Source organism: Lysobacter sp. CCNWLW3, assembly GCF_036697405.1.
In the GTDB taxonomy this organism is placed as follows: Bacteria; Pseudomonadota; Gammaproteobacteria; order Xanthomonadales; family Xanthomonadaceae; genus Lysobacter.
Genome location: NZ_JBAHWA010000001.1, coordinates 1002374 through 1028358 on the forward strand (window position 1 = coordinate 1002374; position 25985 = coordinate 1028358).

At 68.4% G+C, this 25985-nt stretch carries 12 protein-coding genes; 6 read left to right on the forward strand and 6 right to left on the reverse strand.

Annotated features, from left to right (window positions below):
* Positions 1 to 237 precede the first annotated feature (237 nt).
* Positions 238 to 1137: a hypothetical protein gene (locus V1318_RS04450; RefSeq protein WP_332938026.1), complete on the reverse strand. Its 900-nt coding sequence runs from the start codon at positions 1135 to 1137 to the stop codon at positions 238 to 240.
* A gap of 987 nt (positions 1138 to 2124) precedes the next feature.
* Positions 2125 to 3492, reverse strand: a complete 1368-nt coding sequence (ffh, locus tag V1318_RS04455) for a signal recognition particle protein (protein ID WP_332938029.1) — start codon at positions 3490 to 3492, stop codon at positions 2125 to 2127.
* A 282-nt stretch (positions 3493 to 3774) separates the two neighbouring features.
* Here ffh and ccsA point away from each other — a divergent pair, with 282 nt between their 5' ends.
* The 6 genes from ccsA to V1318_RS04485 all read left to right on the forward strand — a co-directional run bounded on the left by ccsA (position 3775) and on the right by V1318_RS04485 (position 10307).
* Positions 3775 to 4563, forward strand: coding sequence for a cytochrome c biogenesis protein CcsA (gene ccsA / locus V1318_RS04460; RefSeq protein WP_332938031.1), 789 nt, complete (start codon positions 3775 to 3777; stop codon positions 4561 to 4563).
* A 42-nt stretch (positions 4564 to 4605) separates the two neighbouring features.
* On the forward strand, positions 4606 to 5274 hold the full coding sequence (locus V1318_RS04465) for a CPBP family intramembrane glutamic endopeptidase (protein ID WP_332938033.1): 669 nt from the start codon (positions 4606 to 4608) through the stop codon (positions 5272 to 5274).
* A gap of 176 nt (positions 5275 to 5450) precedes the next feature.
* Positions 5451 to 5909 carry a MarR family transcriptional regulator gene (locus tag V1318_RS04470; RefSeq protein WP_332938036.1) on the forward strand — a complete coding sequence of 153 codons (459 nt, stop codon included), beginning with the start codon at positions 5451 to 5453 and terminating at the stop codon, positions 5907 to 5909.
* Between the two features lie 3 nt (positions 5910 to 5912).
* Positions 5913 to 7418 (forward strand): efflux transporter outer membrane subunit, encoded by a 1506-nt coding sequence (locus V1318_RS04475; protein WP_332938038.1) that lies wholly within the window; start codon positions 5913 to 5915, stop codon positions 7416 to 7418.
* A complete protein-coding gene (locus V1318_RS04480) occupies positions 7415 to 8599 on the forward strand; it encodes an efflux RND transporter periplasmic adaptor subunit (RefSeq protein ID WP_332938040.1) in 1185 nt (394 codons plus the stop codon). The genes V1318_RS04475 and V1318_RS04480 overlap by 4 nt, the downstream gene beginning before the upstream one ends.
* A gap of 145 nt (positions 8600 to 8744) precedes the next feature.
* The gene (locus tag V1318_RS04485; RefSeq protein WP_332938042.1) at positions 8745 to 10307 is read left to right on the forward strand and encodes a DHA2 family efflux MFS transporter permease subunit; all 1563 of its coding nucleotides are present in this window, start codon (positions 8745 to 8747) and stop codon (positions 10305 to 10307) included.
* A 62-nt stretch (positions 10308 to 10369) separates the two neighbouring features.
* Here V1318_RS04485 and V1318_RS04490 read toward each other — a convergent pair whose 3' ends face one another.
* The 4 genes from V1318_RS04490 to V1318_RS04505 form a co-directional block, all read right to left on the reverse strand.
* Positions 10370 to 12085, reverse strand: a complete 1716-nt coding sequence (locus tag V1318_RS04490) for an enoyl-CoA hydratase-related protein (RefSeq protein WP_332938044.1) — start codon at positions 12083 to 12085, stop codon at positions 10370 to 10372.
* A gap of 334 nt (positions 12086 to 12419) precedes the next feature.
* Positions 12420 to 21587 carry a calcium-binding protein gene (locus V1318_RS04495; RefSeq protein ID WP_332938046.1) on the reverse strand — a complete coding sequence of 3056 codons (9168 nt, stop codon included), beginning with the start codon at positions 21585 to 21587 and terminating at the stop codon, positions 12420 to 12422.
* Between the two features lie 626 nt (positions 21588 to 22213).
* Complete coding sequence (locus V1318_RS04500) at positions 22214 to 23635, reverse strand: HlyD family type I secretion periplasmic adaptor subunit (RefSeq protein WP_332938047.1); 1422 nt, start codon at positions 23633 to 23635, stop codon at positions 22214 to 22216.
* Positions 23632 to 25794: a type I secretion system permease/ATPase gene (locus tag V1318_RS04505; RefSeq protein WP_332938049.1), complete on the reverse strand. Its 2163-nt coding sequence runs from the start codon at positions 25792 to 25794 to the stop codon at positions 23632 to 23634. Before V1318_RS04505 ends, V1318_RS04500 begins: the two co-directional genes overlap by 4 nt.
* Between the last annotated feature and the right edge of the window lie 191 nt (positions 25795 to 25985).

Genomic DNA, 25985 nt, shown 5'->3' on the forward strand with positions numbered 1-25985 from the left:
CCGGCCCGGATGTGCCCGACCGGCCGTCAGGCGCCCGCCCCTGCTCCACCGCACCCCTGGGCCGTTGCGTCCTCTGCTGCCCATCCAGGCCGCTGCGACAGCCGGCCGAGCCTGTCGCCGGCCGCCCCGCCCCCAAAAAACCGTGGCGCGACGAGCCTTCCCTGGCTCGCCGCGCCACCCGCTTTCGGCCGTCCCTGGCCGGCCCCGCCGTCCTGGCAGGGCCTCAGACGACGCCTGTCAGGCGCGGTAGTGGATCGTGCCGCGCACCGCCTCGGCGGCACCGTCGCAGTGCTGCTCGAACTCGGCGTGCAGCGCGGTGATCACGCCGTCGGGGTCGTACTCGACCGCCTTGATCTGCAGCGTGCCGCTGCTGACCCGCATGCACGGGCGGCTGGGCCGCTCGAACACGAACACGGCGCTGCCGGCCGGCGCGGTGTCGCCGATCGCGTAGGTGCCGACCTGCAGGGTCTGCCCGAACGGCGCGAACAGGCTGGCGCGCCAGTAGTCGCGCTGGCCGTGCACGTTGAGCATGGCCGACTGCGCCCCGCCCCAGAGCTCGAACACCGAAGTGTCGCCGTAGTAGGACTTCTGCAGGCCCTCGCCGACCACGTCGCCGGGGTCGCTGTCGACCTGCAGCGACAGCGGCGCGACGTTATGGCGGATCACCGCCGCCAGCACCGGCGCGTCCGCGCTGTTGCAGTGCTGCAGCACCGTGGCCTCCAGCGCCAGCACGCGGTCGTCGGCGTCCAGCTCCAACTGCTGGATGTGGATCTCGCCCCAGGCGTCGTCGCAACGACGGCCGTTGCTGGCCAGGTAGACGTAGGGCGCGCGGCCGGTGCGGCGGGTCGGATTTTCGGCGTCGTAGTAGCGGCCGACTTCGAACTTGCGCTCGCGCGGCGCGCCCAGCGAGACGTACCAGTTGTCGTCGCCGCGCGCGACGCTGAGGCGGATGGAGCGCGCATCGGCGTCGAGCGTGAGCGTGGAATCGGCGTCGGTGAACAGCGCCGACTGGCCTTCGCCGATCGGATCGCCGGGCTGGCTGTTGGTGGAGAACACCGTGGCCGCTTGCGCGGGCGCGGCGAGGACGCCCGCGAACGCGAGGGCGGCGGCGATGGCGTGCGTATGGAACTTCGTCATGGGCTCGTTCACTCCTTGAGGGCGGCCGGCAGACCCGGAATGGGGCGGCTCGGCCTATGGCGAATGCGCCGGCGCGAATGCGGCGGCGGCGAGTCCTGGCGGACTCTGCGTCGCGATGCGGTCCTGCATCGCGCTGCCCAAACATGATGGTCTTCGGGCGTCTCCCCCGACGAGACGGCGCGCCGCCGCCTGTCGGGCGATGCGCGGCGCGCGCAATCGCAGCGGGCGATACGCGCTGGGTGTACCTATGCGCACAGGGCGATTTCGCGGCGACGATGCGGCCCTGGTTCGGCCCGGATCGGATCGCGGCTTACGCCGCTCCTACCCCAAAACAACACCCAAATTCTGCGGCCGCATCCTGTAGGAGCGGCGCGAGCCGCGACCGCGTCAACGCGGCGACGGCGAAAACGCGAGTAGAGGTTTCAATTCGACCTGGATCGGATCGCGGCTCACGCCGCTCCCACACGGAGCGCTTGCGCGGTCGCGGCTGAAGTTGGATCCGGATCAGATCGCGGCCTACGCCGCGCCTACCCCAAAACAACACCCAAATTCTGCGGCCGCATCCTGTAGGAGCGGCGCGAGCCGCGACCGCGTCAACGCGGCGACGGCGAAAACGCGAGTAGAGGTTTCAATTCGACCTGAATCGGATCGCGGCTTACGCCGCTCCCACACGGAGCGCTTGCGCGGTCGCGGCTGAAGTTGGATCCGGATCGGATCGCGGCTCACGCCGCTCCTACCCCAAAGCGGCATCGCCCCGGGTGGGGGCGCAAACGCCTAACGCGGTGCGGGCGCTTCCTGTGGGAGCGGCGTAAGCCGCGATCGTGCGTACGCGGCAACGACGAGAGCGACGACCGCTGCCCTACACCCAAGCGCCGGCATCGCGCGGTGCCGCCCCACGGCGCGAAGCCTCGGCACGGCGCCCGCCCCACCAACAAAAACGGCGGCCAGTGGCCGCCGTTCCGATGCAACTGCGCAACCGCCGGACGATCAGCGGAACGGCATGCCGCCGCGGCCGCCCATCATGCCCTTCATGCCGCGCATCAGGCCCTTCATGCCGCCGCCGGAGAGCTTGCTCATCATCTTTTCCATCTGCTGGAACTGCTTCATGAGCTTGTTGACGTCGGCCGGGGTCATGCCCGAGCCCTTGGCGATGCGCGCGCGCCGCGAACCGTTGAGCAACGCCGGATTGCGGCGCTCCTTCTTGGTCATCGAGTTGATGATCGCGACCATGCGCGGCACTTCCTTGCCGGTGACCTGGTTCTTGACCGCCTCGGGGATCTGGCCCATGCCCGGCAGCTTGTCCATGAGCCCGTGCAGGCCGCCCATGTTCTGCATCTGCTCGAGCTGGTCCTTCATGTCGTTGAGATCGAACTTCTTGCCCTTGGCGACCTTCTCGGCGAGCTTCTGCGCCTTGTCCTTGTCGACCTGCTGCTCGACCTGCTCGACCAGCGACAACACGTCGCCCATGTCCAGGATGCGGCTGGCGACGCGGTCGGGGTGGAACACGTCCAGGCCGTCGGGCTTTTCGCCGACACCGATGAACTTGATCGGGCGCCCGGTGATGTAGCGCACCGACAGCGCGGCGCCGCCGCGCGCGTCGCCGTCGGTCTTGGTCAGGACCACGCCGGTCAGCGGCAGCGCTTCGCTGAAGTGCTTGGCGGTGACCGCGGCGTCCTGGCCGGTCATCGAGTCGACCACGAACAGGGTTTCGACCGGCGCGACCGCGGCGTGCAGGGCCTTGATCTCGGCCATCATCGCTTCGTCGATGCTGGTGCGGCCGGCGGTGTCGACGATCAGCACGTCGACGTAGGACTTGCGCGCGTCGTCGATCGCGGCACGCACGATGGCTTCGGGCTTCTGGTCGGCGCTGGAGGGGAAGAACAGCACCTCGACCTGTTCGGCCAGGGTCTTGAGCTGCTCGATCGCGGCCGGACGGTAGACGTCGGCCGAAACCACCATCACCTTCTTCTTGCGGCGTTCCTTGAGGTGCTTGGCGAGCTTGGCGACGGTGGTGGTCTTGCCCGCGCCCTGCAGGCCGGCCATCAGGATCACCGCCGGCGCCGGCACGTTGAGGTTGAGGTCGGTGGCCTGCGAGCCCATGACCGCGGTCAGCTCGTCGCGCACGACCTTGATCAGGGCCTGGCCCGGGGTCAGCGACTTCAGCACCTCCTGGCCGACCGCGCGCACCTTGATGCGCTCGATCAGGGCCTGCACCACCGGCAAGGCCACGTCGGCCTCGAGCAGGGCGATGCGGACCTCGCGGGTGGCCTCGCGGATGTTCTCCTCGGTCAGCCGGCCGCGGCCGCGCAGGCGCTCGATGGTGCCGGACAGGCGTTGGGTCAGGGATTCGAACATGGGCGTCGGGGGTGTTAGGCGGAATCGCGAAGTATAGCGTCCGCGGGGCGGGAGGCCGTGCGGGGCTCGAGAGGCCGGGGCTTGCGAGATGTCTGTCGCCGCGGGTCGAAGAGCAAATCCCCCTCGCCCCCCTTTTTCAAAGGGGGAGGAAAAGCGACGCTGCGGACTTGTACGAGGCGGTTCCGGAAAATACGACAGCCACGCAGCACCGTACGACCTCGTGCTGCCTGGCCATTGCGAATCCCTAATCCCCAATCCCGGCTCTTATGCCAAACTGCGGCGATGACAATCGTTCTCATCGCCGTCGCCCTCTACCTGCTCGCCGCCGGGCTCCTGGCCGCGGCCGTGCGCAAGGACGGCGGGCGCAAGGCCCGGCTGTGGCTGCTGCCGGCCGATCTGGCGGTGCTGCTGCACGGCGCCGCGCATCTGATGGCCTGGAAACTCGCCGGCGGCGCCGACCTGCATTTCTTCGCCGCCCTATCGCTGGTCGGCCTGGGCATGGCGGTGCTGACCGCGGTGGTCGGCGCGTCCGGGCGCATGGCCGCGCTGGGCGTGGTGGTGTTCCCGCTGGCGGCGCTGACCCTGATCGGCTACCACAGCTACGGCCACGTCCTGGCCGAGCCCCTGGACTGGCGCCTGCAACTGCACGCCTGGTTCGCCCTGCTGGCCTACGCCACGCTCGCGATCGCGGCCCTGCTGGCGACGATGCTGTGGCTGCAGGAGCGCGCGCTGCGCCGGCGCGAGTTCCACGGCTGGCTGCGCGGCCTGCCGCCGCTGGTGGAGCTGGAAACCCTGCTGTTCCGCACCATCGCGGTCGGCTTCGTGCTGCTGACCGCGACCCTGCTGACCGGCTTGCTGTTCGTCGAAAACCTGCTGGCCCAGCACCTGGTCCACAAGACCGCCCTCAGCGTGTTGTCCTGGCTGGCCTTCGGCGGCCTGCTGATCGGCCGCTGGCGCTACGGTTGGCGCGGCGGCACTGCGGTGCGCTGGACCCTGGCCGCGATGGCGCTGCTGGTGCTGGCATTCTTCGGCAGCAAGTTCGTGCTCGAATTGGTCCTGCAGCGGTCCTGATCCCGCCGCTCCTCCTCGCGACACCCGCCCTTCGGAACGCATATGCAGGAATGGATCCGGTCGCTGTCGCCGCGCAGCGAGTTCGTGGTGGTGATCGGCCTGGCCTTCGGCTGGGCTCTGCTGTCCAGCCTGGAAAGCGTGTTCTCCGGCGCCTCGGCGCAGACCGGGACCGCCTTCGCCTACAGCGCGGCGACGCTGTGGAGCATGTTGATCATCGAAGCGACGGTGATGGCCCTGCTGGGCTACTTCCTCGGCGTGCGCGGTTGGGCGCTCGCGCATTTCGGGCCCGCGCCGCAGGCCCGCGACCTGCTGCCGGCCCTGGGCCTGGCCGCGGCCTCGATCGTGGTCTTCCAGGTGTTGGCGGCACTGGTGCTGTCCAATGGCGTCCAACTCAAGCCGGCGCAGGTGGCGCCCGACGTGGGCTGGCTGACCATCCTGGCGGTCTCGGCGGTAAACGGTTTCTACGAAGAACTCTTCGTCTGCGGCTACGTGCTGGTGATGCTGCGCGAACGCTGGGGCCTGTGGCCGGCGATCCATATCAGCACCGCCATCCGGCTCGCCTACCACCTCTATCAGGGCACCGTCGGGATCCTGGGCATCGTGCCGGTGGGCCTGCTGTTCGCCGGCTGGTACGCGCGCACCGGGCGCCTGTGGCCGGTGATCCTGGCCCATGTGCTGCTGGATGTGCTGGCTCTGGCCTCGCTGGCCTGAGCGAAGAATCCACCGTATCCGATTGATTTTATAGGGCCACCAGCCCAACCGATCTGCGTATGAAGGCGCTCGGTCCCGCCGGGCGCGGGTCGCCGTGCGCGCTGCGACACGGCGTTCCATTGACGTAACAATAATTGCATTGACAACTATTGCATGGAGTAGCAACATGCCGCTCCATGAAGACCGCCCCTCCCCCCGCCGCCTGCAGCGGCTCGACCCTGGGTTTGCTGTTCCGCCAGGTCCGCGACGCCATGTGGGCGCAGATGGAACGCGAACTGGCCGCGGCCGGCCATGAGCTCACGTTCAGCCAGTACATCACCCTGAAGAAGCTCGCCGACGGTACCGCCGGGGTCACCGACCTGGCGCGCGCGGCCGAACTCAACCCCGGCGCCATGACCCGCCTGCTCGACCGGCTGGAAGCGCGCGGCTTGGTGGCCCGGGTCGCCGATCCGTCGGATCGCCGGGCCCTGAACATCCATCTGACCGATGCCGGCGTGACGATCTGGCAGGACATCAACAAGTGCGGCCAGCGCGTGCGCGAGCAGGCGCTGGGCGGCATGAGCGATCACGAACGCGACACCCTCATGCGCCTGCTCGCGCAGGTGCGCGACAACCTCACTCCCTCCGGTTCCTGAGCCATGAACATCACCGTCTCGATCCCGAGCGCCGCGCCGCCGCGACGCGTGCTGCGTCCCCTGCTCGCCGCGCTGGCCGCGGCGCTGATCCTGGCCGGCTGCGCCAGCACCCACGGCTTGGCCCCCGAAGGCCGCGCGCTCGACGCCGACACGCTGGAGAGCCAGCGCAGCCTGGGCGCGTATGCGCTGTCCGAGGCCGCATTCCCGAAACAGGATTGGTGGACCGCGCTGGGCGACCCGCAGCTCGACGGCCTGATCGCCGAAGCCCTGGCCGGCACGCCCAGCCTGGACGCCGCCGATGCGCGCGTGCGCCAGGCGATCGCGCAGGCCGGCCTGGCCGACGCCGCGCGCAAGGCCACCGTCGGCGCCAGCGCCCAGTACGCGGGCGTGCGCATTCCCGAGACCGTGGCGCCGGAACCGCTGGGCGGCCACTACAGCGGCGTCGAATTGCTGTCGCTGAGCTTCAAGTACAGCCCCGACCTGTGGGGCGGCCACCGCGCGCGCTGGCAATCCGCGCTGGGCCAGGCCCGCGCCGCCGAAGTCGAAGGCCAGGCCGCGCGCCTGACCCTGTCGTCCAACATCGCGCACGCCTACGTTTCGCTGGCGCAGGCGCACGCGGCGCAGGATGTCGCCGTCGCCGAGAAGGAACGCGCCAGCCGCCTGCTCGGCCTCGGCCGTCAGCGCGTCAAGGCCGGCCTCGACAATCAATTGCAGATCCGCAACGCCGAAAGCACGCTCGCCGCCGCCGAACAGCAGGCCCAGGCCGCGCAGCAGCAGATCGACGCCACCCGCAACGCGATCGCCGCGCTGCTGGGCAAGGGCCCGGACCGCGGCCTGGGCATCGCCAGGCCGGCGCTGTTGAGCGCGTCCGCGCCGGCGATCCCGGCGGTCGCGTCCAGCGAACTGCTCGGCCACCGTCCCGATGTGGTCGCCGCGCGCTGGCGCGTGGAAGCGGCCGCGCACGGCATCGATGCGAGCAAGGCCGACTTCTATCCGACCGTGAACCTCAGCGCCATGATCGGCCTGGCCTCCGGCGGCCTGTCCGATCTGTTCAGCAGCGATGCGCTGCTGCTGCAGGGCGGCCCGGCGATCAGCATGCCGATCTTCGACGGCGGCCGCCTGCGCAACCAGCTGGCCGAGAGCGACGCCGACTACGACCTGGCCGTCGCCGACTACAACCAGAGCCTGGTCGGCGCGCTGCGCGAAGTCGCCGACGCCCTGCAGGCCGCGCGTTCGCTGGACGCGCAGCTGATCTCGGCGCAGCAGGCGCGCGACGCCGCGCAATCGGCCTGGCAGCTGGCCACCGCGCGCTACCGCGGCGGCCTGGGCACCCAGCTCGACGTGCTGGCCGCGCAGCGCCCGCTGCTGCAACTCGATCAGCAGATCACCGCGCTGCGCGCGCAGCGCCTGAGCGCCTCGATCGAACTCGATCGCGCGCTCGGCGGCGGGCTCCAGTTCGCCGCACCCACCGCCTCCAATTCCGACATCGCCAAGGCCTCCACGCCATGACCACCGAAATCAATCCGCAAGCCGCGGCCCCGGCCGCGCCCGCCAACGGCAAGCGCCGCAAGTTCCTGCTCATCCTGCTGGCCGTGGTGGTGATCGCCGCGATCGGCTGGACGGCGTGGTACCTGCTGGTCGCGCGCTGGCACCAGGACACCGACGACGCCTACGTGCAGGGCAACATCGTCAGCATCACCCCGCAGTCGATCGGCACCGTGGTCAGCATCGGCGCCGACGACGGCATGAAGGTGACGGCCGGCCAGGTGCTGGTCCAGCTCGATCCCAACGACGCCCAGGTCGCCTACGAACAGGCCGTGGCCAACCTCGCCAACACGGTGCGCCAGGTGCGCGGCCTGTACAGCGCGGTCGACGCCGGCCAGGCCGATCTCAACGCGCGCGAAGTCGCGGTGCAGAAGGCGCGCGCCGACGTGAAGCGCCGCGAGGGCCTGGTCGCCAGCGGCGCGGTTTCGGCCGAAGAGCTGGCCCACGCGCGCGACGAACTCGCCGCCGCCGAAGCCACACTGTCGTCCTCGCGCGGCACCCTGTCGCGCAATCGCGCCCTGGTCGACGCCACCACCCTGGGCAAGCAGCCGCAGGTCGCCGCGGCCGCCGCGCAGTTGCGCCAGGCCTACCTCAACCTGCAGCGCGCCGCGATCGTCGCGCCGGTGTCGGGCTACGTCGCCAAGCGCAACGTGCAGTTGGGCCAGCGCGTGCAGCCGGGCGCCACCTTGATGACCATCGTGCCGCTGGAGCAGGTCTGGGTGGATGCGAACTTCAAGGAGACCCAGCTCAACAACATGCGCATCGGCCAGCCGGTCGAACTGCATTCGGACCTGTACGGGTCCGACGTGAGCTTCGACGGCAAGGTAGCCGCGATCGGCATGGGCACCGGCTCCGCGTTCGCCCTGCTGCCGGCGCAGAACGCCAGCGGCAACTGGATCAAGATCGTGCAGCGCGTGCCGGTGCGCATCGAGGTCGACCGCAAGCAGATCGCCGAGCACCCGCTGCGCCTGGGCCTGAGCATGCACGTCGACGTCGACATCCACGGCCAGGACGGCGCGATGCTGGCCAGCTCGACGCCGGCCAAGCCGGTGCTGACCACCGACGCCTACGCCAAGCAGTTGGCCGACGCCGATGCGCTGATCGAGAAGATCGTCGACGAAAACCTGCCCAACCGTCACGGCTGAGCGCTGCGAGCGCGGCTTCGCGCTCGCAGCGGCGCCCGGCGCGAGCGCGCCGGGCGGCCTCGCCCAGCCGCACTGCGATGCCGCGGCCGGCCGCGGCACCTTCCCATAGCGACGAACGCCGCGCCACTTTTCATAAGGCCGTTCCATGTCCGCCACCGCCACCGCCGCCGCGCCCGCCCCGCAAGCCGGCTTCCGGCCACCGAACATTCCGCTGACCACGCTCGGCCTCGCGCTGGCGTCGTTCATGCAGGTGCTCGACCTGACCATCGCCAACGTCTCGCTGCCGACCATTTCCGGCAATCTGGGCGGCAGCGCCAACCAGGCGACCTGGGTGATCACCTCGTTCGCGGTCAGCAACGCCATCGCGCTGCCGCTGACCGGCTGGCTGACCCGCCACTTCGGCGAACGCAAGCTGTTCGTGTGGGCGACCTTTTTGTTCGTGATCGCCTCCCTGCTGTGCGGCCTGGCCAACAGCATGGGCCTGCTGGTCGCCGCGCGCGCGCTGCAGGGCTTCGTCGCCGGCCCGATGTACCCGATCACCCAGGCCCTGCTGATCTCGATCTATCCGCCGCACAAACGCGGACAGGCGATCGCGCTGCTGGCGATGGTCACCGTGGTCGCGCCGATCGCCGGCCCCATCCTCGGCGGTTGGATCACCGACAACTACAGCTGGGAATGGATCTTCTTCATCAACGTGCCGATCGGCATCTTCGCCAGCCTGGTGGTCGGCAGCCAGCTGCGCGGCCGGCCGGAAAAGCTGGAAAAGCCGAAGATGGACTATGTCGGCCTGATCACCCTGGTGCTCGGCGTGGGTGCGCTGCAGATCCTGCTCGATCTGGGCAACGACGAGGACTGGTTCCGTTCCAACCTGATCGTGATCCTGGCCATCGTCTCGGCGATCTCGCTGGCGGTGTTCGTGATCTGGGAACTCACCGACAAGGACCCGATCGTCAACCTGCGCCTGTTCCGGCACCGCAATTTCGCCGCCGGCACCGCGGCCATGGTGATCGCCTACGCGGCCTTCTTCGCCGTCGGCATCCTGGTGCCGCTGTGGCTGCAGCGCAACTTGGGTTTCACCGCGATCTGGGCCGGCTTCGCGACCGCGCCGATCGGCATCCTGCCGGTGCTGCTGACGCCGTTCGTGGGCCGCTACGCGCACAAGTTCGACCTGCGCTGGCTGGCCAGCTTCGCCTTCATCGCGATGTCGCTGACCAGCTTCGCGCGCTCGGGCTTCAACCTCGACGTCGACTTCGACCACATCGCGCTGGTGCAGTTGTTCCAGGGCTTCGGCGTGGCGCTGTTCTTCATGCCGGTGCTGCAGATCCTGCTGTCGGATCTGCAGCCGCACGAGATCGCCGCCGGCTCCGGCCTGGCCACCTTCATGCGCACCCTGGGCGGCAGCTTCGCGGCTTCGCTGACCACCTACGCCTGGACCGAGCGCAGCGCAGTCCACCACGCCCACCTGACCGAAAAGCTGTCGGCCTACGATCCCAACCTGATCGAGACCGCCACCCGCATGGGCGGCGGCGACCTGCAGACCGGTGCGGCGACGCTGGAGCGGATGATCTCCAACCAGGCCGCGCAGCTCGGTTTCAACGAGATCTTCCACCTGCTCGGCCTGATCTTCCTGGCGGTGATCGTGTTCGTGTGGTTCGCCAAGCCGCCGTTCCAGGCCAAGGCCGGCGCGCCCGCGGGCGGCGGCCACTGAGCGCGGCGACAGGCGCAACGACGAAAGGGCCGGGTTCTCCCGGCCCTTTTCTTTTGCGCCGCTCAGGCCGGCGAGGCCGTCTCCCGCGAATCGCGCGTGTCGCGCGTGGGTTCGCCGGCGGGTGCGGCCGCGCCCTTGCGCACGAAGCGGCGGCGGGCCTCGTGATAGGCCGGATCGGGCCCGAAGAAATTGCGGTACATGTGGCTGAGCTCTTCGGCCGCATAGCTTTCCAGCGGCTTGCGGCGTTCGTCGCTGCTGCGGCGGCGGCGCTTGAGGCCCAGGGCCTTGTGCCACGCTGCCGGCTCGGCCAGCGCCTGCGCACGCGCCTGCGCTTCGGCGCGGAAGCCGGCGCCGTCTTCGCCGAAGGCGGCATCGATCAGGCCGATGCGCGCGGCGTGCTCGCTGGTCACCGGGCGCAGGCTTTCGGTGAGTTCCTGCGCGCGCGCCGCGCCGACCCGGCGCGGTATCAGATAGGTCCAGTACTCCGAGCCGTACAGGCCGCCCATGCCCTGGTAATGCGGATTCAGCACCAGCCCGCCGCGCGCCCACACCTGATCGGCGGCCAGCGCCAGCACCACGCCGCCGGCGCCGGCGTTGCCCTGCAGGGCCGCGACCACGCGATGGCTGTCGGTGAGCACGATCTCGCGCACCAGCGCGTTCATGGCCAGGATGTTGCGCCACGATTCCAGCGCCGGATCGCAGGCGGCCTCGATCTGGTTGAGGTGGATGCCGTTGCTCCATACGTCGCGGCCGCCCATCAGTGCGATCACCCGCGTGGGCCGCTGGCGCGCATGCAGGAAGGCCGCTCGCAGGCGTTCGCACTGCCGGGTCGACATGGCGCCGTTGTAGAAATCGAAATGCAGGTAACCGACCTCGCCGTCCTCGCGGTAGCGGATGTCGCGCCAGGTTTCCGGCCCCTCGGGCGCGTCGATCCCCACGGGCCGCTCCGGCACCCTGGCCATGCGTCGCGTTCCCAACACCTGCGCCGCAGGCAGTTTGATCCCGTCCTTGGCGCGCAGATGGCCCAACCAGATCGCACCGTCGCCGCTGCCCACGCACACCGCGCCTTCGCGCTGCGCCAGCAGCTCGCCCGGGCGACCGCGCAGCGAGGCTTCCGGCCAGGCGTCGTAGAGCTGGCACGGCAGGCCGGCGAGCAAGGCGCGCGCGCCCGGCGCGCTGTCGCCGCAACGCACGCGGCGCAGGATGGCCGCGCTGGGCAAGTTCCAGTCGACCGCGCGGTCGGCCGCGCGCATGGCGGGGCGCAAACGCCCGCGCACATCGCCATCGCGATAATCGAGCGCGCGCGGCGTGTGCAGTCCGGACGCATAGCGCTCGATCGCCTGCAGCAAGGCGCGCATCGCCGCCTGCGCGACCTCGTGGCGATAGAGTTCGCTCTTGCCGACCTCGCGCATGGCGAAGCTGGCGCTGGCCCAGATGTCGCCGGCGTCCATCTCCGCCGCCGCCTGCAGCACGGTCACGCCCCACTCGCGCTCGCCTTCCAGGATCGCCCAGTCCAACGAGGACGGGCCGCGGTCGCCGACGATGCCGGGGTGCACGATCAGGCAGGTGGTACGGTTCCAGATCGCCTCGGGGATCGCGGATTTCAGCATCGGCGCCACGATCAGATCGGGGCGCTCGCGCTGCGCCGCCTGCTGCATGGTTTCGGGGTCGCTCGCGACCTGGATGACGACGTCGTGGCCCAGCTCCGACAACCGGCAAGCGACCAGTTGCGACAGTCCATTGCACGCCGTGCACAACAGCAATATGCGCAGTGCCATCGAACATTCCTTGTTCGTCCGTGTGGGTTCACTCTCTGCCAAAGAGCGGGACGCAAACTCGCTCTCTAGTCACATTTCTTACGAGTTATCCGCGCCGAACCGGTCAAAACCGGACCGCGGTCGAATCCTGCGTCGCAGACGCGCTTGGGAATGTGCGGCAGGTCGCGCTCGGGCGCCTGCCAATCGCGGGGAGGATCGCGACCTGCGCTCCGAATCGGCGCGGGCGCATCCATCCCCGCACGAGCAGTGTGAGAATTGCGGAGAAATCCGATCCGCCGCGCCCGGGCACCCAATGGGCGCCCGGACGCGACACGCTACGGCGTCGCCGCAGAGGTCAAGCCGGCATCGCCAGGGCCAACTCGTACACGCTCTTCCAGCTATGGCCGGCATCCAGGCCGCCCTCGGCCAGGCCCCCGGCTTGCGGTGCGAAACTCGCCATCGCCGAGATCAAGGCCGCGACGTTGCGGTCGCGATCGGCCCCACCCGCCTCGGCATCGGACCCGATTCCGTGGCCGGGCCGGGCGCGAACTTCGACCAGGCCGGACTCGTCGGGACGGATGTAGCGGGCCGAACCCGGCACGCCCTGCTCCAACGCGGGCAGGCGGCCGCCGAAGGCGATCGCTGCCGCGGTTCGCCGCGCGACCGGATCCACTTCCTGGGCATAACGGCCGTTCTCCGCCAGAGGCGCCTCGTCCAGCGTGCCGTCGACGCGGCAATCGCTGCTGGTCATGCCGGTGCGGAAGTCCGCCACCGACGCGATCGGCGCAGGCGCAAGCCCGGACAGCACGTCGTCCTGGCCCCACACCGTGCCGTCGGCGAAACGGATCCGCTCGACCGCGTTGGGGCGGCTGCCGCCCGCACCGCCGACGAAGTACGCCGCCACGGTCAGCGTGTCGGTGCTGCCGATACGCTCGATCAGCAGGTCGTCTCCTATCCGCGACAGATGCAGATCGCTCGCCGCGATGCTGGCGCCGAATGCAATCTCGTCGACGTCCCCGGGCGTGGCCTCGTGGACGTAATCGGAAATACGGTCGCGGCCGAAACCCGCTTCGAAGGCGTAGACATCGCTGCCGGCACCGCCGAACAACGAATCGTCGCCGCTGCTTCCGACCAAGGTATCGTCCCCGGCATCGCCGGCCAGCAGGTCGTTGCCGGCACCGCCATCCAGGCGATCGCGCCCTGCCTGCCCCGAAAGCAGATCGTTACCGTCGCCTCCGCTGAGCAAGTCATCGCCAGCGAAGCCACGGATTCGGTCGTCGCCCTGACCGCCAGCGCTCAACTGCGCGACAACCTGCGAGTAGTCCCACTCGCTGCCATCCTCGAAGCGGAATGCGTCGATCGACATCGGATCGCGTCGTCCCTCGGCATCGAAGTATCCGGCGATGATGAGGCTATCGTCGGTTCCAACGATCGAGATCAGCAGATCACCGTCCTGGCGCAGCCAACGCAGGTCGGAAGCCGTGACGCCCGCCGAGAAGACCACGACATCCGTGCTGGCGTCGCCGTTGCGCGGCGACAAGCCGGCGTCGCGCGCCTCGGCCAGGATGCGGTCGCGACCCGAACCGCGACCGAAGCGGAACAGATCGCTACCGCTGCCGCCAAGCAGGCTGTCGTCGCCCTGCCCGCCATCCAGCACATCGTTGCCCTCGCCGCCGCCGAGGCCGTCGTCGCCGCCGCCGCCGGACAGCGAGTCGTTTCCTTCGTCGCCGTACAGGCCGTCGTCGCCCTGGCCGCCAAGCAGCGTGTCCGCGCCCATGCCGCCGGACAAGCCGTCGTCTCCGCCGCCGCCATCGAGAAGATCGTTACCCGAGCCGCCGGACAAGAAATCTCCGCCGACATTGCCGAACAGACGGTCCCAGCCCGAGCCACCGGAAAGGTCGCTACCGTACAGGCTCGCCGTCAGGTGGTCGTCGCCGGCTCCGCCGAACAAGCCGTTGTTGTAACCGCCCGCGGACAGACTGTCGTTGCCGGCGCCACCGGAAATGCCGGTGCGGATGCCTACGGCATGCATGACGTCCGCATCCGAGGAGCCGACACGAACCGGCTTGTACGGCAGATAGTCGCGCGGCAGAGCGAAGCCGGCCTCGTCCTCTTCGGCATCGAAAGGCAGGCCCTCGTCGGAACTGGCCAGGCGGTTCGCGATCTCGACGGTGGTCCACGCGGTGCCGTCGGCGAAGCGGATCCGATCCAGCGCGCGCACGGTTTCGCCGTCGGCGTCGAAGTGCCCCTGGATGACGATACGGTCGTCGCCGCCGGCGATGGCCACGATCAGATCGCGGCCGGCGCGGTGCAGACTGACGTCGCCTACGGCCACGCCCGCCTTCAGCTCCAGCACGTCCACGTCGGCGGACAGGCTTTCACCGTAGACGATGGTGTCCTGACCGTCGCCGCGGCCGAACACGACCACGTCGTTGCCGAGGCCGCCGTCGATGCGGTCGTTGCCCGCGCCGCCGTCCAGGCGGTCGTCGCCGTCGCCGCCGCTGAGCACGTCGTGACCGGCGCCGCCCAGCAGGTGGTCGTTGCCGCCGTGCCCATCCACGGTGTCGTCTCCGGCGCCGCCGTCGATCGTATCGCCCGAGGCCAGGCCGGCGATGGCATCGTCGCCGTCGCTGCCGGCCAGCAACCGCGCCCGCACGTCGGCCGCCGTCCACCGGGTGCCGTCTGCGAACGCCAGTGTGTAGGGAACCGATCCCTCTGCGCCCGTCCAGGAGTAATCCGAGATCTCCAAACGGTCGTTCGTGCCGGCAATCCGCAGCACCAGGCCACTACCGAACGAACCCAGACTCACCGTGACGTCGGCGACGGTGATATCGGTGCCCAGTTCGATCGTGCTGGTCTCTCCGGGAGCCAGAGCCTCATAGCCGTTGTGCACGTAGTCCTCGCCGGAACCGCGGCCGAAACGGTAGGTATCGTTTCCGCCCTGGCCGGACAGGTAGTCGTTGCCCACGCCGCCGTCGATCACGTCGTCCCCGTCGCCGCCGAAGAGCCGATCGTCGCCGTCCAGGCCGAGCAAGCTGTCCGCGCCCGCAGAGCCCCGCAGCATATCGTCGCCGGCGCTGGGAATCAGCATGTGCGCAAGGATCTGCGCGCGATCCCAGACGGTGCCGTCGTCGAAGCGGATCTCGGCCAGACGGTCCGCCTCGAAACGCAGTTCGTCGTCGCTGCCCAGCAGGCGCAACACATGTCCGCGATCGCCGTTATAGCCGGCCAAGCTCACGTCCGCGGCCGAGATGCCAGGCCCCAGACGCAAGACGGAGTCGCTGTCGTCGTCGATCAACGCATCGCGCCCGTAGCCGCGGCCGAACATATAGGTGTCCTTGCCCTCGCCGCCGTCGAGCTCGTCCGAGCCGGCTCCGCCGTCGAGCACGTCGTCGCCGGCCCGTCCGTACAATCCGTCATCGCCGGCGCCGCCCTCCAGAACATCTCCGCCGTTGCCGCCAACCAGCACGTCGTCGCCGTCGGTCGCCGAAGCCAGCATCAGGGCGCGGATTGCCGCCGCGTCGTAGCTGCTACCGTCGGCGAACCGCAACTGCGCCAGGTCGCGGTCCAGCACGAATACGTCGCCGGTGCCGCGGATGCGTACGGACACGCCCGGGTCGTTGCCGCGCCCTTGTACGATCACGTCTGCCAGCGTCAGACCGGCCTTGAGTTCGAGCACGGCGGCGCCGTCGTCGCTCGCCTGGTCATAACCGTCGCCGTTACCGAAGCGGTAGACGTTCTGGCCGCTGCCGCCGCTCAGGTAATCGTCGCCGGCGCCACCGTCGAGGATGTCGTTGCCGGAACCGCCGTGCAGATTGTCGTACCCAGCTCCGCCGATCATGCGGTCGTTGCCGGACTTGCCGAGCAGAGTGTCGTCGCCGTCGCCGCCGTCGAGGGTGTCGGCGCCGCCACGACCGGCCAGCGTGTCGCTGTAGTCTCCGCCCTGCAGCAGGCCGGCACCCTGGACCTGATCGAGGATGTCCGTCTGCGACCAGGCGCCACCGTCGGCGAAGCGGATCTCGGCGATGGCCTGATCCGGACGCAAGAAGTAGTCGCGGATGGTCAGTACCGAGTTCAGTTCGTGATCGCGGTGCCGCAGCAACAGGTCGTTTCCGGAGCGTTCCAGCGATACGTCGTCGGCATAGCCGTCGATCTCGACCACGTCGTAGCCGGCGGTTTCCCCGGAGCCGACGCTGTTGTCGATAACGTCGTTGCCCCAATCGTAGCGGTAGGTGTCGTCGCCGGTGCCGCCCTTCATCAGGTCGTTGCCATAGGGCGCGCCGAAGTCGATGCCGAACAGCCCTCCGTCGATCACGTCGTTTCCGGCGCCGCCGTCGATGACGTCGTCTCCCTCGTTACCATAGATCCGATCGTTTCCGCCGCGACCGGACAATACGCCCGGATCCGCGTCGCCGTCGTCGCCGTGAATCTCGTCGTCGCCCTCGCTGCCGCGACGCTGCGCGGCCAGCAGGGCCTGCACGCGCTCGCGATCCCAGGTAGTGCCGTCGCCGAATCTGAAGAACTCGACGGCCCGGCCGATGTCCTCCGGACCGGTGTAGGCGCCGCCGCCGGCGTCTGCGCCGGCGAAACGCGCCAATGCCGGCCCCGACCCTGTATCGCCGCCGTCCGCGGGCGGCGCCCAGCCGAAGTAGTGCGGCACGCGCAGCACATCGTCGCTGCCGGCGATGGCCAGCACCAGATCGTTGCCCTCGCGCTTGAGCGTAACGTCGCCCTCGCCGATGCCGGCGCCGAACTCGACCGTATCGATGCCCTCGGACGCCGCGCGGAACAGGGCTACGTAATGCGCGTGGTCCCACTCGTTGCTCGATTCAATGGGTACATTGACCAGCGTGTCGCTGCCGGAACCGCGGCCGAACCGGTAAGTATCGTGGCCAGCGCCGCCGTCCAGCAGATCGTTGCCTGCGCCGCCATCGATCACGTCGTCGCCGCGGCCACCGTGCAGGTCGTCATCGCCGAGTCCGCCGGCCAGCAGGTCGTCGCTGCCGTAGCCGTACAGGCTGTCGTCGCCGTCGCCGCTGTGCAGCGTCATGGCCAGCACGGTCCCGACGTTCCAGACCGTACCGTCGGCGAAGCGGATCGCATCGACCGCGGAGCCGGAGCGGCCATCGTCACGGAAGTAGTTGCGGATCACCAGTTCGTCGTCCGAGCCGGCGAAACTCAGCACCAGATCCGCGCCGTTGCGATTGCGCAGCGTCACCTCGGCAGGCGAGATGCCGGCACCGAACTCGACGGTATCGGTGTAGCTGCTCTTGTCGCCGTAACGAATGTTCTCGATTGTGTCCCTGCCGAAACCGCGCTCGAATCGGTAGCGGTCGTCGCCGGAGCCGCCAACCAGGTAATCGTCGCCCGCACCGCCGGTGAGCACGTCGTTGCCGCTGCTGCCGTCCAGCGCGTCGTCGCCGTCGCCGCCGATCAGGCTGTCGTTGTCCTCACCGCCGTCGACGACATCATTGCCTGCGCCACCGTCCAGCATATCGTTGCCGTAGCGCCCGTAGAGATTATCGTCGCCGGCGCCACCGAAGAAGCGCTCGCCAGAATTGTTGCCGTAGTAGGTGTCCGAACCCGTCCCACCCTGATAGTTATAGACCAGTTCGGAGCCCGAAGCGGTAAGGCGCACGCCGTCGCTGAACTCGATCACATGGCTGCTGCCAGGCGCGAAGAAACCATCGATAGCCAGACTGCTCACGGTGCCGGACTGGTTGAACACCAGCACCAAATCGTCGCTGCCCTCGCCCGTCGGACCGAAACTCATATTCGATCCGTTGAAAGCGAAGTTGAAGCGGATCGTGTCGTTGCCCGCACCGGAATCGCCGAGGCCGACGACGGTGTCCGTGCCGAAGTAGGCGTCGAAGCTGTAGACATCGTCGCCTTCGTCGCCCTGCAGCAGATCATTGCCGCTGCCGCCGACCAGCAGGTCGTTGCCCTTGCCGCCGCTGATCTGGTCGTCGCCGCCATTGCCGAACAGACGGTCGCTACCGTCCTCGCCGAACAGGGTGTCGTTGCCCTCGGTCCCTTCCAGCAGGTCGTCGCCGTTCGTTCCCGACACCGGCACGATCGAACCCAGCAGTTGCTCCAGCTGCGAGCGGCTGAGCGTGGAGCCGTCGGCAAAACTCAGCCCGACCTGGGATGCCGCCCCGAAATAGTCTTCCACCAGAACCGCGTCGCCGCCGCCCCCGACCTTGATCAGCAGGTTGCGGCCGATCACCTGGTAACTCAGGTCGCCGGCCGCGATGCCGGCCCCGAATTCGAGGGTATCGACGCCGGGTTCGCCCTCCTCGTTGGCGAGAATGCGATCCTGGCCGAAGCCGGTCTCGAAGCGGTAACAATCGTTGCCGACACCACCGGCAAGCAAGTCGTTGCCGGCCCCGCCGGTCAGGGTGTCGTCACCCTCCTCGCCCACCAATACGTCGTCGCCGGCGTCGCCGCTGAGGCTATCGTTACCCTCGCCGCCCCAGGCCTGGTCCGCGCCTTCGCCACCGAGTAGCTGATCGGCACCCATAGCGCCGTTGAGCAGATCGTCGCCGGCATCGCCGCGCAGCAGATCGTCGCCGTCGCCGCCGAACAGGCTGTCGTTGCCGGCATTGCCGTTCAGCACGTCGGCATCGGCACCGCCGTCGAGTTGATCGTCGCCGTTGCCGCCCACCAGCCGGTCGGCGCCGGCATCGCCGTACAACTCGTCGGCGCCTTCGCCGCCGTCCAAGGAGTCGTTGCCGCTGCCGCCCCAGAGCCGGTCGTTGCCGACACCGCCATCGATGCGGTCGTTGCCGGCCTCGCCGACCAACTGGTCGGCACCGGCGCCGCCGCTGATCCTATCGTCGCCGTCCTCGCCGAACACCTTGTCGTCGTCGTCACCACCGTCCAGGTAGTCGTTGCCGATGCCGCCCTGCAACTCGTCGTTGCCGGCGCCGCCGGACATGGCATCGTCGCCGTCGCCGCCACGCAAGAGATCGACGCCGGCCTCGCCGAGCAGCGCATCGTCGCCGTCGTCGCCGATCAGAATGTCGTCGCCGTCGCCACCGACCAGGCCGTCGTTGCCGCCTTCGCCGAACAGGCGGTCGTTGCCCGCGCCGCCGGACAGCGTGTCCTGACCTTCGCCGCCGACCAGGTCGTCCACGCCCTGTCCGCCCGACAGGTAATCGTTGCCCCCGCCGCCGTAGAGCTTATCGTCGCCCTCTCCGCCTTCTAGATGGTCGTTGCCATAACGAGTGCCGGCATGTTCGTCATCGCCGAACAGGATGTCGTTGCCGCCGCCGCCCAGCAACACATCGTCGCCGTCTTGACCGGCGAGCTGATCCGCGCCTTCGCCGCCGTCGAGATAGTCCGCATCGGTGTCGCCTTCGTCGGCGGCGCCATTGGCTTGGCCGTTTCGGCCATACAGCTTGTCGTCGCCGTCGCCGCCGTACAGGGTGTCGTTACCGCCCATGCCCAGGAGGGTGTCGTTGCCGTTGCCGCCGTCGAGGATGTCGTCGCCGTTCTTGTTGGCGCTATTGGACACCAGGGCTGTCAGGGTCACGTAGGGCGATGCGCCGGCCGGCAAGTCGCCGACCAGGGTATCGTCACCTTCGCCGCCCGACAGCGTATCGTCGTCGTGCCCGCCGTTCAGCGAATCGTTACCCAGGCCGCCGATCACGATATCGTCGCCTTCGCCGGCGAACACCCGGTCGGAGCCCGCACCAGCATCGATCAGATCGTCGCCGCTGCCTCGCGTTTCCGGATCCAGGTAGGTGGAACCGTCCGGCGTACGAATAATGTAGACGGAATCCTGCGTGGCATCTCCGGTCGCGGCCGCGCCGTCCTCGCGATAGACGAACCAGTTCTTTCCTCGCGCGATCACCGATGCGCCGCGCTGCGCAACTTCCTCGTCGAAGCGCTGCTGCTCGCTCTTGCCGCTGGCGTCGACGTCGGTGCGCAGGGCGCGCATGTTCTGCAGCTCCGAGCCATCCAGGATGATGTCGCTGCCGTCGCCGCCCATGATTCTGTCGTTGCCGCTACCGCCGAAGATCAGATCCGCTCCCGCCCCGCCGTCAAGCACATCGCCGCTGTCGCCGCCCTCGATGCCATCGTTGCCGCCTTTGGCCGCGATGGAGTCGACGCCGGCATTGCTGCCCGACTCGCCGAACAGGTCGTCGCCCTCACCCAAACCCAGGGTCGCGCCTACTTCGTCGTAACCCGGCAGGGAAATGCCCAGATCACCGTTGCGCCAGTTCTTGACCAGAATCTGCCCGCCGGACCGCCCGTCGGCGAGCTTGCGCACGATCAGCAGCGATTGGGTGGGCGTGCCCGCGCCGACCACGAGCAGTCGGAACTCGCCGTTCGCGGTATCCCAGGTACCGATGGCATTGCTGCGGATATTGTCGAAGCCGATGCCCGTGCCCGACAAATCCACACCGTTGAAGGTAATTCGGCCCGATCCGTCGCTGTCGGTGATCGTGTCGCGGGTACCGGCATTCTTCAGGTCGTCGGTCGAGAAACTGTAGGTATCGAAACCCGCACCGCCCTCGAGCCGATCGGTGGCCATGCCACCGTCGAGCAGGTCGTCTCCACTGCCGCCCAACAGGATGTCGGCGCCGTAGCCTCCGTGCAGCGTGTCGTTGTCGGCACCGCCGCTGAGGCGGTCGTCCCAGGAGCCGCCGAGCAGGATGTCGTCGCCGCCGTCGCCGATCAGCACGCTGCCGGGGTTCAGGGCGCTTGCCGGGTAATTGGGGGTAAGCGTGTCGGCCGCGTTCGTTCCGAAAGCCACGTAGTCGCCCAGCGTCGGCAACTCGGAGCCGCCAACGAGCCCTACCATGCTTGAAATCAATCGATGGGCGCGACTGCGCACGTCGCCCGGCTCTTGATCGAACTCAAGCAACTCCTCGACGAAGGAATCGATCTCGCTGCCTCCAACGACCATCGCGGCGACTCCAACCACGACAACCACGGCCGCCGTCAGCGGCCCACCCGTTATGCCGAGCCCGACAACGACGGCGTCAGCAAGCGCCGCCACCGCCGAGCCAATGAGCGCGCCGCCGAGAACGCCAATGAAGGCCGATACGTCGCCGTGCACCGTCTTCTCAATCAGTTCGGAAATCAACAAGCCCTTAGCCAATCCTTTGACGATCTTCTCAGCCGTAGCACCGAACGCGATATGGTGCGCTTGAGTCTCCAGCATATGGAAGGTACTCGAGGTCAACGTCAGGATGATCTCCAATGCCGGAGGCCCTCCCTCGACCATACGGAAGACCGAGGATTGCTCTTCGAAACGATGCTGCATATCGCGGCATATCGTCGCCAGCTTGGTCTCGCCCCGGGCTTCGAAGCGGTCCGCATAGGCGGCCGCGAGCTCGGCGTTTTGCCGGAACGCATCCCCGGCCACCGAAACCAGCTGCTCCAGGGGAGCGTCCTCCGCGCTGATATCGATCCCTGCGTTCGCCAGGCCTCGCGATACGTTCCCCTGGAACGCGGCGGAGAGCTCCGTCATCATCATCGCAAACTGCTGTTCTTCTGCATTGGCCTCGGACATACACCACTCCTTAAAATTATCGGCCGTTATGGCCATCGCGTTCTGGCCTGCGCGTCCGGCAGGCGAGGAATGGCGAACGGAAACAGGCGCTATGCGCGTCGCCGCGCTGGTCGTACGAAAAGCGGAGCGCAGCCGGCCGCCGCGGCGCTAACGCAGCCCGCGTTCGATCCCGAAAACATCCCCCTTTACGCGGATCAGGCGCGTCCCTGATCCGATCCCAGCGATCTCGCTGTCCTGTTCCGTCCGGCGCAACACGCGCCGTGCCATGTGGTCATTGTCTTCGCGATGACGCGCCATGTGTCGTCGCTTCGGCGCACTGCCGCCACGATTCGGCGCACTGCATTTGCATGAATGCGCAGCGCATCGCTCACGTCTTCGATGGCAGAAATGTGTGTCAAGTAAATGATTGCGAACGCTGATTGGTCACGCGCAAGCACATCGGCTTGGCATCGCGGCATCGGCGATAAATCCCGACGAACGGGTCGCCGGCCACCATGATCTCGTGCTGCCGTCTCCCGTCCGTCGAGCGGATCGCCGGCCGCAACCACCGCTGGGAATTTGCGCCGGAACTCGCGGCTCAGATCAGTCTCGGCGGAGCCCCGCCACTTTACGACCCGCGCGATACGCTACCGCTCGCGCATCGCCTCGTCGCCGTGCTGCTTCAGCGGACTCAGCAAGTAGTCGATCACGCGTCGCTTTCCGGTCTTGATCTCGACGCTCAACGACATGCCGGGGGTCAGGGCGACCTTCACGCCGTCCACGATCAGGTACGCGTCGCTCAGGCGCACGCGCGCGGGAAACACCAGGCCCAACTTCTCGTCCTGCGCGGCGTCGTGGGAGACGCTTTCCACCGTGCCTTCCAGGTAGCCGTAGCGGGTGTAGGGGAAACTCTCGATCTTCACCGTCGCGCGCTGCCCGGGGCGGACGAAACCTATGTCCTTGTTGAGGACGGTGGCCTCCACTTCCAGGGCTTCTTCGCTGGGCACCACCGCCAGCAGCGGCTGCGCCGGAGTCACCACGCCGCCGACGGTATGCACCGCCAGCTGCTGGACCGTGCCGGACACCGGCGCGCGCAGCTGCATCAGCCGGTCGCGTTGCCCGGCCTTGGCCCGCTCCGGCGTCGATTGCTGTACCTGTTCGCGCGCCTGCCGCAGGCCGTCCAGGGTCTGCTCGCGGGTGTCGGCGACCAGCACGCGCAGCTCCTCCTCCGCGCCGTCCAGCGAGGCGGATATCTCCTGGAGGCGGTTGCGCTGCGCGGCCAGGTCGCGCTCGGCGGCGATATGCTCCTGCTTGCGCAGCAGGTACTCATGACGCGCTACGTACTTGGCGTCGACCAGCTCGGCGTAGTCGTCGACGCGGCTCTTGGCGATGGCGGCGGCCTCCTGCATCGGCCCGACCATGGCCGAGCCGGTGCGCAGTTCGGCGCGCCGTTGCGCGGCGACCGCGCGCAGATTGTCGCGACGCGCGCGAAAGGCCTGGAACTGGCTGCTCGCGAGCAACTGCTCGGCATCGCGACGGGCTTCGGGCAAGCTGGGGTCGACCGCCAGCCGCGGTGGAAGGTCGCGATCCAGCGCTACGACCATCGCACTCAAGCGCAGCTCGGCCAGCCGCGCGTTCAGCAGGGCTTCGTCGGCCTTGGCGTAGTCGGCACCGGTGCCGGTGGCGTCCAGTTCGATCAACAGCTGACCCTTGCGCACGGCCTGACCGTCGCGCACCAGGATGCGCCTCACCACGGCGGTTTCCGCCGGCTGCACCACCTTGGTACGCGAACCGGCCACCGTCTTGCCGTTGGCCACGGCGACGATATCGAGCTGACCCAGCACCGCCCACAACAGCGCCACGCAGAACAAAGCCACGATGACGCGCATGGCCCAGCGCGCGGTCGGCGAGACCGGTGTGTCGGTCAGCTCCAGGTGCGCCGGCAGGAAGGCCAGTTCGTCGGCGTCGCGGCGCGGCGGTTCCAGGCGCTTGCGCTCGGCCCAGGCCAGTTTGAAGACCTGCGCATAGCGCGACAGAAATTCCGACAGCGCCGACAGCAGATGCTTCATGCGGCCCCCTGCTGCAGTTGGAGCAGGCGCGCGTAGTGGCCGTCGGCGAGGCCCGCCAACGTTTCATGGCGTCCGCTTTCGACGATCCGCCCCTTCTCCATCACGATGATGCGATCGGCCGTGCGCACGGTGGACAAGCGGTGGGCGATGATGAGTACGGTGCGATTGCGGCAGATTGCACGCATGTTGCGCATCACCGCGTGCTCGGACTCGTAGTCCAGCGCGCTGGTGGCCTCATCGAAGATCAGGATGCGCGGGTCGGCGATCAGCGCGCGTGCGATCGCCAGCCGCTGGCGTTGCCCACCCGACAAGGAGGCGCCCTGCTCGCCGACCACCGTGTCGTAGCCCTGCGGCAACTCCAGGATGAAGTCGTGCGCCCCGGCCAGCTGCGCGACCTCGATCACCCGCTGCAAGGGGGCACCGGGGTCGCTGAGGGCTATGTTCTCGCGCACGCTGCGGTTGAACAGGAAGTTCTCCTGCAGCACCACGCCCAGCTGACGCCGCAGCCACGCCGGATCGGCCAGCGCGAGGTCGTGTCCGTCGACCAGCACCCGCCCGCGCTCCGGCACGTACAAGCGCTGCACCAGCTTGGTCAGCGTGCTCTTGCCGGAGCCGGAACGGCCGACGATGCCGATGACCTCGCCGGCGGCGATGTCCAGGTCGATGCCGCCGAGAATCTCCGCGCTGTCGGGCCGATAGCGGAACACCACCTTGTCGAAGCCGATTCGGCCCTGGATAGGCGGCAGCGCCATGCGGCTGCCCGGCAACTCGGTGCGGGTATTGAGGATATCGCCCAGCCGCTCGACCGAGATGCCGACCTGCTGGAACTCCTGCCACAACTGGGCCAGGCGCACGATCGGCGCCGACACCTGGCCGGACAACATATTGAACGCGATCAACTGGCCCAGGCTCAGGTCGCCGGCGATGACCAACTTGGCGCCGAAGAACAGAATGCAGATAGAGACCAGCTTCTGCACCAGCTGGATGCCCTGCTGGCCCACGTTGGCCAGGCGCGAGACCCGGAACGAGGCCTCGACGTAGCCGGCCAGCTGGTTGTCCCAGGTGCGGGTAACCCGCGGATCCACCGCGGTGGCCTTGACGGTGCCGATACCGTTGACGGTCTCGACCAGGAAGGATTGATTGTCGGCGCCGCGCGCGAATTTCTCGTTCAGGCGCTTGCGCAGAACCGGCGTGATCGAGGCCGACCACAACGCGTACACCGGCAGGGAGATCAGCACGATCAGGGTGAGCCAGCCGCTGTAATAGATCATCACCGCCAGGAATACGGCGGTGAACAGCAGATCCAGCACCGAGGTCAGGGCCTGGCCGGTGAGGAAGTTGCGGATGTTCTCCAGCTCGCGCACTCGCGCGATGGTGTCGCCCACCCGACGCGACTCGAAGTAGCTCAGCGGCAGCGCCAGAATATGGCGGAACAACCGCGCCCCCAACTCGACGTCGATCTTGCTGGTGGTGTGGGAGAAAGTGTAAGCGCGCAGCCCGGCGAGCACCACGTCGAACACGGCAATCGCGATCAGGCCGACCACGACCACTTCCAGGGTGGTCAGGCTGCGGTGCACCAGCACCTTGTCCATGACGACCTGGAAGAACAACGGCGTGACCAGGGCGAACAACTGCAGGAACAGCGACACCACCAACACTTCGACCAGCAGGCGACGGTATTTGACGACCGCCGGCACGAACCAGCGGAAGTCGAACTTGGCCAGTTGGCCCAGGACCGAGGCGCGCGAAGTCACCTGCAACAGACGGCCGTGGTAGCGCTGCGCGAACGCATCGCGCGTCATTACCTTGGCCCGGCCTTCCTGGAGCTCGTGCACCAGCAGCGTGTCGTTCCCGGCCTTCGCGATCACGAAATGGCGCCCATCTTCGGTCAGCGCCAACGCCGGCAAGGCGGCCATGGCGACGCGATCGGGCGCAGTGCGGGTGATGCGGGCTTTCAAACCCAGCTGTTTGGCGACCAGGAGCAGCGAGGCGTCGTCGAAGGCCTCGCCGCTGCGACCGAACTGGTGCGTCAGTTGCGCCGGATCGGCGGCGACGCCGTGGAACTGGGCCAGCATCGCCAGTCCCAGCAAGGCAAGGTCGTGCGAAGGCGCGGCGGTCTCGCCAGGCGCAAGCCTGGGGGCAAGGGAATCCGGGGCCATCGTCTTTTCACATCCCAGCGCAAGCGTCGCAGCAATCGGTTCGAACTTCCGCCGCGGACGCGCGAGCGCACGCGGCAGCGAACGGCCGCACGCCGGTCGACTTCCCGCATTCGTTCAGGGCAATTCCGTTCGCGCACCCGACGGCACGCAGCGAAAGCGCAGGCGTTCGGCCTGCGCGTGCATTGTCGGCG